11 protein-coding genes are annotated in these 15,286 nt (G+C 40.3%); 8 read left to right on the plus strand and 3 right to left on the minus strand.

The annotated features are described in order from the left end of the window. Positions 1 to 13: 13 nt before the first annotated feature. Entirely contained in the window at positions 14 to 1,195 is a 1,182-nt protein-coding gene (locus TEGAF0_RS01130) for an AIR synthase related protein (protein WP_264899356.1), read from the plus strand. A gap of 52 nt (positions 1,196 to 1,247) precedes the next feature. Then, the gene (locus TEGAF0_RS01135; RefSeq protein WP_264899358.1) at positions 1,248 to 1,940 is read left to right on the plus strand and encodes a cell division ATP-binding protein FtsE; all 693 of its coding nucleotides are present in this window, start codon (positions 1,248 to 1,250) and stop codon (positions 1,938 to 1,940) included. On the opposite strand, the gene TEGAF0_RS01140 is transcribed toward TEGAF0_RS01135, so the two are convergent. Both TEGAF0_RS01140 and TEGAF0_RS01145 read right to left on the minus strand, forming a co-directional pair. After that, the gene (locus TEGAF0_RS01140; protein ID WP_264899360.1) at positions 1,937 to 3,061 is read right to left on the minus strand and encodes a glycosyltransferase family 4 protein; all 1,125 of its coding nucleotides are present in this window, start codon (positions 3,059 to 3,061) and stop codon (positions 1,937 to 1,939) included. The two genes, TEGAF0_RS01135 and TEGAF0_RS01140, sit on opposite strands and share 4 nt — an antisense overlap. 1 nt (position 3,062) lies before the next feature. Beyond that, entirely contained in the window at positions 3,063 to 4,271 is a 1,209-nt protein-coding gene (locus tag TEGAF0_RS01145) for a glycosyltransferase (RefSeq protein WP_264899362.1), read from the minus strand. A gap of 299 nt (positions 4,272 to 4,570) precedes the next feature. Between TEGAF0_RS01145 and smc the strand changes: the two genes are divergently transcribed. The 6 genes from smc to rimO all read left to right on the plus strand — a co-directional run bounded on the left by smc (position 4,571) and on the right by rimO (position 13,734). Continuing rightward, positions 4,571 to 8,089 (plus strand): chromosome segregation protein SMC, encoded by a 3,519-nt coding sequence (gene smc, locus TEGAF0_RS01150; protein WP_264899364.1) that lies wholly within the window; start codon positions 4,571 to 4,573, stop codon positions 8,087 to 8,089. Positions 8,090 to 8,148: 59 nt separating this feature from the next. Next, the gene (locus tag TEGAF0_RS01155; protein WP_264899366.1) at positions 8,149 to 9,735 is read left to right on the plus strand and encodes a peptide chain release factor 3; all 1,587 of its coding nucleotides are present in this window, start codon (positions 8,149 to 8,151) and stop codon (positions 9,733 to 9,735) included. Positions 9,736 to 9,804: 69 nt separating this feature from the next. Next, a complete protein-coding gene (locus TEGAF0_RS01160; protein WP_264899368.1) occupies positions 9,805 to 11,370 on the plus strand; it encodes a M61 family metallopeptidase in 1,566 nt (521 codons plus the stop codon). Between the two features lie 67 nt (positions 11,371 to 11,437). After that, entirely contained in the window at positions 11,438 to 12,058 is a 621-nt protein-coding gene (locus tag TEGAF0_RS01165; protein ID WP_264899370.1) for a hypothetical protein, read from the plus strand. A gap of 65 nt (positions 12,059 to 12,123) precedes the next feature. Next, positions 12,124 to 12,390 (plus strand): hypothetical protein, encoded by a 267-nt coding sequence (locus TEGAF0_RS01170; protein ID WP_264899372.1) that lies wholly within the window; start codon positions 12,124 to 12,126, stop codon positions 12,388 to 12,390. Between the two features lie 33 nt (positions 12,391 to 12,423). Then, positions 12,424 to 13,734 (plus strand): 30S ribosomal protein S12 methylthiotransferase RimO, encoded by a 1,311-nt coding sequence (gene rimO, locus TEGAF0_RS01175; RefSeq protein ID WP_264899374.1) that lies wholly within the window; start codon positions 12,424 to 12,426, stop codon positions 13,732 to 13,734. On the opposite strand, the gene TEGAF0_RS01180 is transcribed toward rimO, so the two are convergent. Further along, positions 13,731 to 15,278, minus strand: coding sequence for an OmpP1/FadL family transporter (locus TEGAF0_RS01180; RefSeq protein WP_264899376.1), 1,548 nt, complete (start codon positions 15,276 to 15,278; stop codon positions 13,731 to 13,733). The two genes, rimO and TEGAF0_RS01180, sit on opposite strands and share 4 nt — an antisense overlap. Positions 15,279 to 15,286 lie beyond the last annotated feature (8 nt).

The raw sequence follows: 15,286 nt of genomic DNA on the forward strand, positions 1-15,286 counted from the left end.
AAAACATCCATTCATGTCTTTATACGCACAAAGAGGGGTTTCTGCACAAAAAGAAGAAGTGCATCAGGCCATTCAGAAATTAGACCAGGGCTTGTATGCCCATGCATTCTGTAAGATCTATCCCGACTTTTTGTGCAATGACCCGGCCTGGGTAAATATTATGCATGCAGACGGGGCAGGTACGAAGAGTATACTGGCCTATTTATATTGGAAAGAGACGGGTGATATCAGTGTGTGGAAAGGGATTGCACAGGACGCGGTAGCCATGAATCTGGATGATTTACTTTGTGTGGGTGTTACCGATCAGCTATTATTTTCCAGCACCATCGACAGAAATAAAATGCTGATCAATGGGGATGTACTGGAAGCCATCATCAACGGTACACAGGAGTTTTTTGATACCCTGAAAGCATACGGTGTAAATATTCATTACCTCGGAGGTGAAACGGCTGATGTGGGAGATGTGGTTAGAACAGTCGCTGTAAATGGTACCATGACATCCCGCTGGCCCAAGGATAAACTCATCACCAATGATAAGATACAGGAAGGGGATGTAATTGTGGGATTTGCCAGTGCAGGTAAAGCGCATTATGAAACCGAATACAACAGCGGATTGGGAAGCAATGGGTTAACCAGTGCACGACACGATGTATTGGATAAAATGTATGCCCGTCAGTATCCAGAAACTTTTGAACCCAAGTTGCAGGATAAAGTAGTGTATATCGGTAAAAACAAAATGACCGATATCGTGAATATCAAAGGAGAGAAAATACCGGTTGGAAAATTATTATTGTCCCCTACCAGAACCTATGCTCCTTTAATGAAAAAAATATTGGATCTGCATTTCAATGAAATTCACGGAGCTATTCATTGCAGTGGTGGCGGCCAAACCAAATGCATGAAATACTTGCCCAAGCCTTTACATATTGTAAAGGACAATCTGTTTGAGCTTCCTCCCATATTTAAGATTATACAGGAGAACTCTGGTGCGGATTACAAGGAAATGTATCAGGTATTCAACATGGGACATCGCTTGGAAATTTTTACCAATCAAAATACGGCTGAAGCCCTTATTGCCATTGCGGCTGAACTGGGTATTGAAGCACAGGTTGTAGGAAGGGTAGAAGCTTCTCAGAACGGAAAATCTTCCTTAACACTCAAGGGTGGCTTTGGGGAAGTCTTTTATCAATATTAACCTTTAATTGAGGCGTCAGCACTTATATTTGTAACACATTTTAATGCATACTATGTCTGAAACCGTTGTCTCTTTAAAGCATGTGAATATTTATCAAGGCAGCAGCCTGATTTTGCAGGATGTTAACTTTACCATTAACAAAGGTGAGTTTGTTTACCTCGTGGGTAAAACAGGAACGGGTAAGAGTAGTTTATTAAAGACTTTATATGGGGAGCTTACATTAACAGAAGGGGAAGCATCTGTAGTAGGTTTTGATTTAAGAGGTATGGATTGGAAAAAAGTACCATTTCTAAGAAGAAACCTAGGTGTAGTGTTTCAGGATTTTCAATTGCTTACAGACAGAAATGTACACGAGAATCTGAAATTTGTTTTGAAAGCAACGGGCTGGAAAGACGAAAGGTTAATTGAAGAAAAAATCAACGATGTTTTAGATAAAGTGGGATTAAAAAGCAAGGGCTTTAAAATGCCTTTTGAAATGAGTGGTGGCGAACAACAAAGGGTTGAAATTGCCCGCGCCCTGCTCAACTCCCCCAAACTCATATTAGCGGATGAACCTACTGGTAATCTGGATCCGGAAACCAGTGATGAAATCATGCAATTGCTGTTCCAGATTGCAAGAGATTACGGTACTTCAGTAGTGATGGCTACCCACGATTTTATTGTGATCAATCGCTACCCCAGTAGAATGCTAAAAACCGAAAATGGGAGAGTAGCGGATAGTGCTGCACAAATGGCTGCTCACTAACCCCAGATCCAACCTACTTGCTTTTTGGCATTGGCTGTATTGTTGAAACGGGGAACCAACCATTTTTTTCTAAGTTTTATCTCTTCCTCAGAAAAAGGCTGGTGGTAAAGTTGCAGGATGATTTCCTGAAATGCATTCGCAGTAGTACCTGTATGACAAAGAGGTTCGAGGCCAGAATCCGCAATCATGGCTTCATTTACCACCACATGTCTGCCATTGAATAGCGCATTCAGTAATTTGAATTTCATTCCTGTACTAATATAAGCGGGCAATACATTAATATGGGCTTTGGCAATCATGTCCTGCATTTCTTTCTCGCTTGGGTTAGCTACCAAACAAGAATATCGACTGGAATAAGCTAGTTTCTTAAGTTTTTCGGAGGGATTTTTACCGGCTATCACCAGCGGGATCTCTATATTTTTAAATACTTTCTCTAATAACCAGGTTGCTGCTTTTTCATTGGCTTCCACGCTTAGGTCGCCATGGTACAAGCAATAAGAACCTATTCCTTCTGGGGCGGTGAGCTCCCAATTCGGAATATAGAGGGATAGTTCTTCAATATTTTTACAGCCAAACTCTTTTCGATACACATCGTTATCCGCCTCTTTCACTCCCCAAAAAGTAGCCCTTCCTGCTAAATCCGCTTCGTATTTTTTTAAAAGCCTGGATTCATTCCAATAATAGGCTTTCTTTAAAGGAGAACTGGCATTTTTGTATAAATCTTGGTAATAGCGATACTCTACATTGTGAAGCCTAACAAAACAGTCTCGATTTTTAAATCGGGGGTCGTGCAATAAATAGGTACAATGTACTCCCTCCATAAAAATGGGGTAGTTGTCTTTGAGTATATTCTGATATAGATTTTCGTTGATACGGCTACTAACGATATAGGGTAAGGTGCTCGAAAATCCCTTATGGCCCTGTACTCGTGGGTAGTAATGTACCGATTCACAATAATTATCTAAAGTGGGTTGTTGTCCACGCCCATATTCAAAACAGTGTAAATGCACTTTAATCCCCTCTTTTTGAAAAGCCGGGAGCTTGTAAAATACGTCACAGGCCCCACCGTAATCAGTTGGATAGGGAACATCAAATGCGATAATGTGTAAGTGCTTTTCCAAATTATAAATTCCTATAAAATGCCAGTAACCGCTCCGATTCTTTCTCCCAATTCAGGTTTTTGGTGGCTTCGGGGCAGACCTGCTTTAAACTACTATACAAAACAGCATCGGAGAGTAAATTGTTCATTGCAGTGCTCAAGGTATCCGATTCAATATCATTGATAAACAAGGCAAAAGGAAATTGTCGGCCTATTTCGGCATAGGCCGGGTAGTTTACACAGACCTGCGGAATGCCGGCAGCCATATAATCAAAGAACCGGTTGGCCAGGGAATAGTATTGATTTACTCCCTCGGGCTCAAAAATGGTAATTCCCATATAGGCCAATGGCGTTAGTTTCTTGAGTTCGGCAGGGGGTATGGGAGGGTGTATAAGAACCTTTTCAGACAGGTTATGCTGATTGATTAGGTCCTCAACTTCGGTAAGGAAATTGCCGGTACCCACTAAAAGCAGGGGAGCATTCACCTTTTTCATTGCCGGAATCAGGGTTTCAAATCCTCTTCCATGGTTGATGGCCCCTTGATATATAATAAATTTATCTTTTAATTGATTATGAATTAGTTGATTCAGTTTATCTGAAGTAAAAGTATATTTGTTTTTACCCCCTTCCAGCGCAGTTTCTGCCAAAACGTCTGCTATTTTCTTTAACCGTTTACAATCAGCTGGATCTTCAAAACCCACTGCAGGAAGGTTCCGGATTACTTCATATTTAATTTGAAGTCGCTTGAAAAAGAGGTCAGAGAGTTCCTGATTCACCGTGTACCCTCTTTTGAAATGGGGCAAACTAAGCTTCTCGATGGTTCTCCAGATAGCAGATATGAAAGGCCGGGTTCTGACTTCCTTCATTTCGGTAAAGAACTCATGTGCATCATACACTCTTTTCTTCCTTTTTATAGCAGTTGCTGCAAGAACGGATAGTACGGTATCTAAATCAATTGCACATACATAATCATATGATAACCATAGTAATAAAAAAGTTAGTTTGATATTAAATTCAATATAAAATAATGGACCTTTTAAGAAAAGGCATTGAATTCGTTTCTGCTCATAGGATTTTCCATACAAAGGGGCGATCGGTATGACCGAACTTGCAGATCGCTTCACACCAATAATGGTTACGCGATATCCTGCTGCTGCCAGTGAGCTGCAGATTCTCTGCATGCGCTGGTCGTAGCTGATTTCGTTGGTAACCGTAAAGACAATAGATTGCATAAAACAAATATAAGTTCAATCCATACCAACCTTTGCTGGTATCCTTACCTACTGGGTTTATTCACGATTTTTGGTGGATAACTTCCTTGCTAATTCGAATACAACAATACAATATTTTATTGCAATAAAATTGTGTAAATTATTGATTAATAGTATTTTGTGTTAAGTTAATTGAAGCCGCAGTTTGCTCTCAGTAGGTGGGGGTAGATTTCTTCTTCACTTATTATTCACAATGGCCTTTCCCCTATATAAATTCTACTTCTTTTAACTTATGTTCGCAGGTACTAAATAGTGATAACGTGAGATTAAAATCATTAGAAATCAAGGGGTTTAAAAGTTTTGCTGATAAAACGGTGGTGAGCTTTGATGAAGGCATTACCGGTATTATTGGACCGAACGGATGTGGCAAAAGCAATATCATCGATAGTATCCGTTGGGTAATTGGAGAGCAAAAGATCTCTGCCCTTAGAAGTGAAAACCTGGAAGCCCTGGTTTTCAACGGAAGTAAAACCAGAAGTGCCAGTGGTCTGGCAGAAGTGAGCCTTACTTTTGAAAACACTAAGAATTTATTACCTACTGAGTTCAGTACGGTTACTGTTACCAGAAGATTTTATAAAAACGGGGAAAGTGAATATCGACTGAACGATGTTACTTGTCGGTTAAAAGATATTCATAATCTGTTTTTGGATACCGGGGTTAGTACAGACAGTTATGCCATTATTGAATTGGGCATGGTGGATGATATCATCAAGGACAAAGACAACAGCCGAAGGAGAATGCTAGAGCAGGCTGCCGGGATTACTATTTACAAAACCCGTAAGAAGGAAGCCAAAAATAAACTGGATGCAACTGAACAGGATTTAGCCCGTATTGAAGACTTGTTATTTGAAATTAACAATCAATTGAAAACTTTGGAGAGCCAAGCAAAAAAGGCAGAGAAGTTTTATGAGATAAAAAAGGAATACAAGGAAGTTGCCGTTGAATTGGCCAAAGCAGCGTTAGAAGGGTTTAATATTTCTTATCGTGAACTAACCGAGCAGCAGGAATTGGAACTGGATAAAAAAATGCAGCTGGAGGCAGAAATTGCCACAGAAGAAGCTGCCATTGAACAAGAGAAAGTTGCTTTTATTACACAGGAACGTGCTTTACAAAGCATGCAACACGGGTTCAATGAATTGCAGCAAAACCTTCGTTCTACCGAAAACGATAAGAATCTGGCAAGCCAGAAATTGCAATACCTGAGAGAAAAAGAAAATAACCTGAAAGACTTTCTAGAAAAAGCCGAAGGTCAGTTAAAAACCATTGGAGATTCCATCGAATACTCTCAGATGCAGGTGGGTGAAGAAGAAGCCAACTTAAAAGGGTTGCAGGAAAGAGTAGAGGAAGCCAAGATGGAAGTGGAGAGCAAGCGCCAGATTTTTGATGAGAAACGCTCAGGGGTAGATGCAGTGAGAAACCAATACCAGCAATTCCAGCGCAATCAGTTTGATGCAGAGAAAAAAGTGGCCGTTGCGGATACTTCTATTCAGAACCTTCAACGAATGCAGTTGCAGTTAAATGAAGAGAAATCGAATCGTTTACAGCAGTTGTTGCAGTTGCAGGCAGAAAGCGCTGAGAAAGAGGAGGCGCTGGAAATGAAAAGAGTAGACCTGGTTCAGTTACAGGAACAGCATGAAAAAACCAAGGAGCAGATTTTTGAAACCCAGCAGCAATTAGAAGTATTGCGTTCTGAACTAGCTGATGAAAACAGAAAACTGGATGCTAAGCGCAATGAATATAACCTGTTGAAAAGTCTGATTGACTCAATGGAAGGGTATCCGGAAAGTATTAAGTTCCTTCACAAGAATAATGACTGGAACCACAATGCCCCTATTTTATCTGATATCATTTATGTAAAGGAAGATTATAGAACTGCAGTTGAAAATGTACTCGAGCCATATCTAAACTACTATGTAGTTAATAATCTGGAGGAAGGATTGAAAGCTGTTCATTTATTGGACGACAATAAAAAAGGGAAGGCTAATTTCTTCTTATTAGATCAGTTCGCCAATTTCCATCAACAAAGTCATCAGCCAGCCCAAACCATAAAGGCGCTGGATGTAATTGAAGTGGATGATCAATACTATAAACTGGCTGAATACCTTTTAGGAAATGTTTACATTGGCGAAAACGACGAAGCCATCCGCAATTCAAACGGGGCTGTGGTGTTGGAGAAAACAGGTAAATATGTAAAAGGTAAATACACTTTAACTGGTGGTAGCATTGGCTTATTTGAAGGAAAGAAAATTGGACGTGCCAAGAACTTGGAAAAGCTGGCTGAAGAAATTCAGGATCAGGAATCAGTGGTTAGCTTATTAAAAGCTGATATTCAGGCCAAGCATAATGAAGTCATCACTTTCAGTGATCAGTTGAAAGAGCATGCCATCAAAGCAACTGAGCAGGAAATTAACCAATTGAATAACCAGGTTTTTGCTGCTAAAAATAAAATTGAAAACCTGCAGGCTGCCCAGCAAAATGGGGAGCAGCGTTTGGCAGATATTGATAATCGCTTACAAGACGAACAGGATGCGATTGCAGAAACCAGAGAGTTGCTTGCTGAATTAAATGGTAAGTTACAGGACACTGCAGAACAAATGCGTAATCTGGAACAGGATTATCAGGAATCTGAGCAGGCTTATCATTTTGCATCTGGTCAGTTTAATGAAACGAATCTTCAGCTGACCCGCCAGCAAAGCAAATTGACGACCATTAAACAGGAGTTATTGTTTAAGGAAAATCAATTGAACGATTTGCATGTTCAAATCAAGAACAATACGGCTCAATTGGCTGAAGCGGAGCAGGCTATAGTTGATGGCGTAGCTTCTTTACAGGAAGTGGAAGCGCTATTGCTTGAATTAATGCGTAAGAAAGAAGAGGAAGAATTAAAACTGAATGAAGCAGATCAGGCCTATTATAATTTCAGAAATGCCTTGCAGGAAAAAGAAAGTGAGTTGCGTCTGAAAGTGAAGAGCAAGGAAATGATTGATCACCTGGTGAATGAATTGAAAGATAAACTCAATGAGTTGAAATTGCAACTGGCTGGAATGAAGGAGCGCTTGCATGTTGAGTTTAAGATTGAACTGGACGAGATTCTTGATCAACCCAGAACTTCAGATACCCCATTGGAAGAATTGCAGGCAGCTTCAGACAGAATGCGCAAGCGTATGGACAATATGGGTGAAGTGAATCCTACAGCTATTGAAGCGTATACAGAAATGAAGAAGCGATACGACTTCATTTTGGAACAGAAAAATGACCTAGTTACTGCCAAGGAAAGTTTGTTGCAAACTATTCTTGAAGTAGAAGAAACAGCCAATCAGTTGTTCCTTGATACTTTTAATAAAGTGAGAGAGAACTTCCAGAAAGTCTTTAAGGCATTGTTTACAGAAGAAGATACCGCTGATATGTTGATGGTGAACCCGGATAACTTAGCAGATACAGGTATTGAAATTGTGGCCAAGCCGAAGGGCAAACGTCCAAGTTCTATCACCCAGTTAAGCGGGGGAGAAAAAACCCTAACCGCTACAGCGCTGTTGTTTGCGATTTATCTGATTAAGCCCGCTCCATTCTGTATTCTGGATGAGGTGGATGCACCTTTGGATGATGCAAACGTGGGCAAGTTTACACAGATGATTAAGAAGTTTAGTGATAATTCTCAGTTCATTATTGTTACCCACAATAAACAAACCATGGGTGCCGTAGACGTTATTTATGGCGTAACCATGCAGGAACCGGGCGTAAGTAAGCTGGTACCAGTAGATTTCAGGAGCCTGAACTAAAATTTAATCAATTACCTTTGCGCCTCCATTTCATTATTGGGGGCGTTTTTATTATAGATATGAAGTACGAAAAAGAAATCAACAGAAGGAAAACATTTGCCATCATTTCCCACCCGGATGCGGGTAAAACCACCCTTACCGAAAAACTATTGTTGTTCGGAGGTGCCATTCAGGTAGCAGGTGCGGTTAAGAGCAACAAAATTAAAAAGGGTGCCACATCAGATTTCATGGAAATTGAAAGACAGAGAGGTATCTCGGTGGCTACTTCTGTAATGACTTTTGAATACCAGAATATTTTAATCAATTTATTGGATACCCCCGGCCACAAAGACTTTGCGGAAGATACCTATAGAACCCTTACGGCGGTAGATAGTGTTATCCTCGTGATTGATAGCGTGAACGGGGTAGAGGCGCAGACACGTCGTTTGATGGAAGTGTGTAGAATGCGTGACACACCCGTAATTGTGTTCATTAATAAAATGGACCGTGACGGTAAGAACCGTTTTGATTTATTGGAAGAAATAGAAAAGGAGCTGGGTATATCCTTGCATCCGATGACCTGGCCAATCAATAGCGGAAAGGAATTTAAAGGAGTATATAATTTAGATAATAAGAGTCTTCGTTTATTTACAGCCAGTACCAAGGCTGACGATGAAGATGTGATTGCCATTACCGATCTGGCAGATCCTGTTCTGGATGCCAAAGTTGGTGCCAGGGACGCCAATCAGTTAAGAGAAGATGTAGAACTGATTGATGGCGTTTATGGTGACTTGGATCCGGCTGATTATTTAAGCGGCTCCATCGCTCCCGTTTTTTTTGGGTCTGCCGTTAATAATTTCGGGGTTAAGGAAATGCTGGATACTTTCATCAGGATTGCACCAGTTCCCCGTTCCAGGGAAACTACCGCCAGAACCATTGAAGTGGGTGAAGAGAAATTCAGCGGATTCATTTTCAAGATACACGCAAACCTTGACCCCAAACACCGTGACCGTATTGCGTTTATGCGGGTTTGTAGTGGCAAGTTCGAACGCAATAAATATTACCACCATGTACGCTTAGACAAAGACATGCGTTTCAGCAATCCATATAGTTTCATGGCCCGTTCCAAAGAAGTAGTGGAAGATGCTTATGCGGGAGATGTGGTTGGTTTATTTGATACAGGCAACTTTAAAATAGGAGATACATTAACCGAAGGAGAAAATTTTTACTTCAGCGGTATCCCCACTTTCTCTCCAGAAATCTTTAAAGAACTGGTGAACAAGGATCCAATGAAAACCAAGCAACTGGAAAAAGGAATCAGTCAGTTGACAGATGAGGGAGTTGCTCAGTTGTTTACACAGCACGGAGGCAATAAAAAAATCATTGGTTGCGTGGGAGATCTTCAGTTTGAAGTAATTCAATATCGTTTGTTGCAGGAATATGGAGCTGCTTGTGAATTCAGAACCTTGCCTTTCTATAAAGCCTGCTGGTTAACCAGTAAGGATCCCAAGAAGCTGGATGATTTTCTTCGCTTTAAACAGCAGAACGCTGCAGAAGACAAAGACGGTCAGCCGGTTTATTTAGCACAGAGTGAATGGTTCCTGAATACGGAAATCACAAATAATCCGGATATTACTTTCCACTTTACCAGTGAAGTGCATAAGTAAAAATGTTATTTAGTTTCGTAGTAGAAAATCTATCTTTAAATCAGTTGTTTGTTAAACAAATTATTGTTTATGAAGAAGATTTTTCTTGTCTTGCTTTCATGCATGTTCTTGACTACTAGTGCATATGCGCAAACTATTAGCACACAGCCTAGCCTCAAATACACTGTCCGCATGCCGCAAGCTGCGCAGGGTAGATTTCATATTAGTTTGGAGGCGAAGGGATTTGCCAGAGATACACTAGTTTTTAAGTTGCCCAACTGGATGCCGGGTTATTATCAGCTTATGAACTATGCAAAAGGTGTGGATTCCCTGCAAGCCAGGAATCAACAGGGTAGGGCATTAACAGTGAACAGACTTGCTGAAAACACCTGGCAGGTGCTAGCACCAAAGAAATCAGCATTTACCATTACCTATCAGGTAAAAACCAACCGAAAGTTTGTAGCCAATAGTTTTATTGACAGCGCACATGCATATATTGTTCCTGCTAATAATTTTCTATACATAGAGGATATGCTGCAATTACCCGTGCAAGTGCAGGTGAACTATGCCGATCAACCAGGCTTTAGAAAAATAGCTACAGGGTTAGATAAAGTTGCCGGGAAATCCAATGTATTTACAGCTCCAAATTTTGATATTTTATACGATTGCCCAATTCTAGTGGGTGATTTAAAAGAGCTGCCTGCCTTTACTGTAAGAGGGGTGCCTCATCGTTTTGTGGGATATAAAATGGGAAATTTTGATGAACAATTGTTCATGAATACTTTACAGAAAGCAATAGAACAGGGCGTAAATATTATAGATGATATCCCTTTTAAAGAATATACATTTATTGGCATTGGTCCTGGCAGAGGTGGTATAGAACACCTGAATAATACCACCGTAAGTTTTAGTGGCAATGAATTAAAAACACCTGCTGATATCAACCGTATCATGAATTTTTTAAGTCATGAATATTTTCATCATTACAATGTAAAAAGAATCCGTCCGGTAGAACTCGGTCCCTTTGATTATGATAAGGGTAGCCGTACCACACAATTGTGGATCAGTGAGGGACTCTCTGTTTACTTTGAATATCTGATGGTAAAGCGTGCTAAAATTGTTGAACAAAATATATTCTTTGCTAATCTGGCCAATAATATTACGGCGCATGAAAACAATCCCGGTAAACTATATCAGAGTCTGATTCAGTCCAGTTACAATACCTGGTCTGACGGTCCTTTTGGTACCAGCGGAGTTGATAAAAACAAAGCCATTTCTTATTATGACAAAGGACCAGTAGTGGGAATGATTCTTGATTTAGCCATCAGACAGGCTTCTCAGAATAAAAAATCTCTTGACGATGTTATGCGTTTTATGTACAGAGCGTATTACCAGAAATTGAAGCGAGGATTTACAGATGCAGAATTTCAGTCTGCCTGTGAGCAAATGGCGGGTAAGTCTTTGGCAGCTGAATTTGACTATGTATTCACCACCCAACCGATTCCCTACAATCAATACCTGGGTTATGCGGGGCTTGAATTGATTAACACCACTGATGAAAAATCCGGCCCGCGCAAAACGCAGTATCGTATTCAAACAATGCCCGATATTAATCCTGCACAGAAAGCCATTTTGCATTCTTGGCTGGGGGAGTAAAAACACCGTGAAATCACGGTTTCTTTTGGTTACGCAAAACCCTATTTTGCTCAGATAAAAAGGGTTTATGCATAAGTTATTTCTTTGGTCTTATCCAATGAGGTTGTTGCTATGTCTGGTTTTAAGTAGCAGCGCTTGTACCCGTATTCCTCTTCAGAGCGTTACTTTATCCGAAAAAATCCAGGAGGAAGGAGAGAGAATGCATCGCTTGAATGTATTATTGGTGCATCAGGTATTTGCGGAGAAAAAAAACAGGGTAAACGACTTTATTCAGAAAGAGTACACAACAAAAATTGTGGCGAAAATGACAGAAGATTTAGCGGAGGAAACTGATCCGAAGACTGCGCTTCCTGAAATGATGCAAGCTGCCTTGCCTTTAATCAATCAAAGACAATATACTATGCAACTATCATTGGATTCGGCTAAAATAAAACTACTCAATCAAATCAATACCGACTTTAAGCAGTATCAGTTGGCTACTAACGAGATGACAAAATTGTTGGAATCTGCGGTAAAATTAAATGAGGCAAAACGGCAATTATTACATCAGTCTAAGTGGCTAAATAAGAAAGGGATTAATTATGATGAGTTAGCTGCACTATTGGATCGATTTATACAATCATCTGGAAACATTGGGGGCATAGTAGTGAACCTGAACAAGGACCTAGAAAAAATCTTGCAACAATAAACCAGCTGCTGTATTTCGAAAAACCCGATCACTACAAACCAACTTATTCCTAATTCATTCGTTTCATGGAAAATCAATGGCAAAAAAAAGCTGCTCAGGCGCAAAAAGAGGCCGACGCCGAATTGGCGAAGGAGATTAAAACACTCAGCAGTTTTGATCCCCCCGGATTAAAAGAATTATTGGCAGAATACAATATGAATCATGCTGAGTTCAATGACTTAATAAAAATTGTGAAAGACCATACCAAAAGCAACAATGACAAGATAAAAGCCATTGCCAATATCCGGAATGGTACCGAAATACTGATAGGCCTGCTGGGAAAGCTACTCTAGTGTTCCCCTCAAAATCCTTAATTTTGCCCTCTCATGAAGGCAAAAACACTTAAGAAAGACAAGGTTAATATTATTACACTGGGTTGCAGTAAGAACCTGGTAGATTCCGAGGTATTGAGCGGTCAGCTGGCTGCCAATGAAATAGATGTGGTGCACGAGAATACCAAACTGGATCACAATATTGTGGTGGTGAATACTTGTGGCTTTATTGATAAAGCAAAGGAAGAGAGTATCAATACTATTCTGGATCAGGTAGAGTTAAAGCGAAGAGGTAAGCTGGACAAAGTGTATGTTACTGGCTGCTTAAGTGAGCGATACAGAGGAGACCTGGAAGCTGAAATGCCGGAAGTGGATGCCTGGTTTGGCACTCTTGAATTGCCTTTGATTTTGAAACAATTTGAAGCCGATTATAAAGCAGAACTATTGGGGGAAAGAATGTTGAGTACGCCCAAGCATTATGCCTATTTAAAAATTTCCGAGGGTTGTAACAGAACCTGTTCATTCTGTGCCATTCCTTTGATGCGTGGGAAGCATATCAGCCGCACTATTGAAGATCTGGTAAAAGAAGCAGAAACGCTGGTACAAAAAGGAGTGAAGGAAGTCATGTTGATTGCGCAGGAGCTTACTTATTACGGACTGGATATATATAAGGAGAGGGCTTTGCCTAAATTACTGGATGCATTGGCTGATGTAAAAGGATTGGAGTGGATTCGCTTACACTATGCTTATCCAAGTAAGTTTCCTTTAGAGATTCTGGAAGTGATGCAGCGACGTGACAATATTTGTAAGTACCTCGATATGCCCTTACAACATGCCAGCAATAGTATGTTGAAAGCAATGCATCGTAATATAACACGTGAAGAAATGTCGGAATTAATTCACGAAATCAGATCACGTGTACCGGGCATTTGTTTGCGAACAACTTTGATTGCAGGCTTCCCCGGAGAAACGGAAGAAGATGTAGAGGAATTAAAGGCGTTTTTGCAGGAACATCGCTTTGACAGAGTGGGTATTTTCAGCTATAGCCATGAAGAAAATACGAGTGCCTATGACCTGGAAGACAATGTGCCTGCTGAAGTGAAAGCAGCCCGTGCACAGGAAATAATGGAAGTGCAACAGGAAATTTCTTATGAGAAAAATCAAGAGAAAGTAGGACAGATTTTCAAAGTGCTGATAGATAAAAAAGAAGCCGGTCGTTATTTGGGAAGAACAGAATTTGATAGCGTTGAAGTTGATAATGAAGTGGTGATTCATAGCAAGAAAAAACTCGCCATCGGCGAGTTCGTTCAGGTTAAAATAACCAAAGCTTATGATTACGATCTGGAGGGAGAAGTGGTGGGCTAAAATTTAAACCCGAACGTCAGCATCATATTTCCTCTGTTACCTGTTTGATTAGCGAAAGTATTTGGCTTGTCATTCAATCTGTATGCAAATACTGCATCCTTGTTCATGATATGAGAGTAGGAAAGGTCAATGAAAATTCCTTTATTCCTGTAACCAATACCGCCAGATCCAATGATTCTGCTTGCTTGTAATGCTTCATCCTGATAAGGACTTCCATAATAAGCCGCTCCTAATCTGAACATGATGGTGTGAAACTTTAATTCACCACCGATTCTTGCATTGATATTGCCTTTTAAATTATCTATTACAGCATCGTTTAAAGCAGAATAATAATCTCTAAATCCTGGGTTTGAAGCATTTTCGGATGCCACAGCAAATCTTGCTCCCTTATAATGCACGTATTCCAGATCTGCGCTTATAAACCCTTTTTGTAAACGGGTATCATTAATTTCCCGCAAGACGATGCTAAAGCTACCAATGGCTCTCCATGGAGTAGTAATGGTGTAATTACTTTTTCCAGCTTGTCCGTTGTTTAATCTATCGCTGTTTTCTGAACGTCTGCCTGCGTATCCCTCAGTATCAGCAATTAAGGAAGCTCTAACCCTGTCTGTCATCGATATAATTTGTGGACTATGGAATGCGAAACCTATTCTCACAAAATCTGAAGGTTTATACAGGGTCCCCAGTTTTAGTCCAATACCTGCGCCCTGGGATGTATACGTTTCTCTGAATTCAAAAAAACTGAATTGATTTCCGGGATCGTTGGTAGCGTCTCTTTCACTGTAAAAAATTTCTCTGGAATATTTGATGATTGGAATAGTTAAACTACCTCCCACATATAATTTGTCTGCCATGTTACCTGCAAGGCCTAGTGCCACTTCGCTGTAACCTCCACTTGTTCGGGCATTGTACATTTGGTTTACTCCGGATGAAATAGGGACTAAACTTTGGTATCCTGCTACAGAACCCCCAGGCCCACTTAATGTATCAACCAAAAAAGTTCTAAAGGCAAGCGAGGATCCGAATATATAATTACTTAGTGCTGCATTGGTATCTGCCCGATCACGGGTAAGTTCTTCCAGGTATTTTTCTGTGAATGAGCTGAAATTATTTAATCCTTTAAAACTTACCTGATTGTTGTAATTAGCCAATTGATTTACAGAAATTGCAAAGGCAGAACTGGTCCATTTACTGTATCCGTTTCTAGTGGTGCCAGCCAGAATTAATCCGCTTGTACCTAGTCCAAACCCTGATTTTTTAGAGCTGGTATCACTCCCTCTGTAATTAAATTTATTGTTATTACTAATGAAACCAGGGGAGAGTACCAGTTCCCTTGTTTTATATAAACCAATACCTGCAGGGTTAACATGGTTGGCCGTAATATCACCTCCTAAGGATCCCATAACACCACCCACCGCCATATTTCTGGCTGTACCATTTGGTGTGAACCAGGATACCCTGATGGCTTCATCAATTGACTGGGACTTTGCGGTTTGGACAAAGCATGCCATGCCGCTTATAAATAAGCCGAAATATTTTTTCATACTTGTGT

Source organism: Sediminibacterium sp. TEGAF015 (assembly GCF_025997995.1).
Classification (GTDB): domain Bacteria; phylum Bacteroidota; class Bacteroidia; order Chitinophagales; family Chitinophagaceae; genus Sediminibacterium.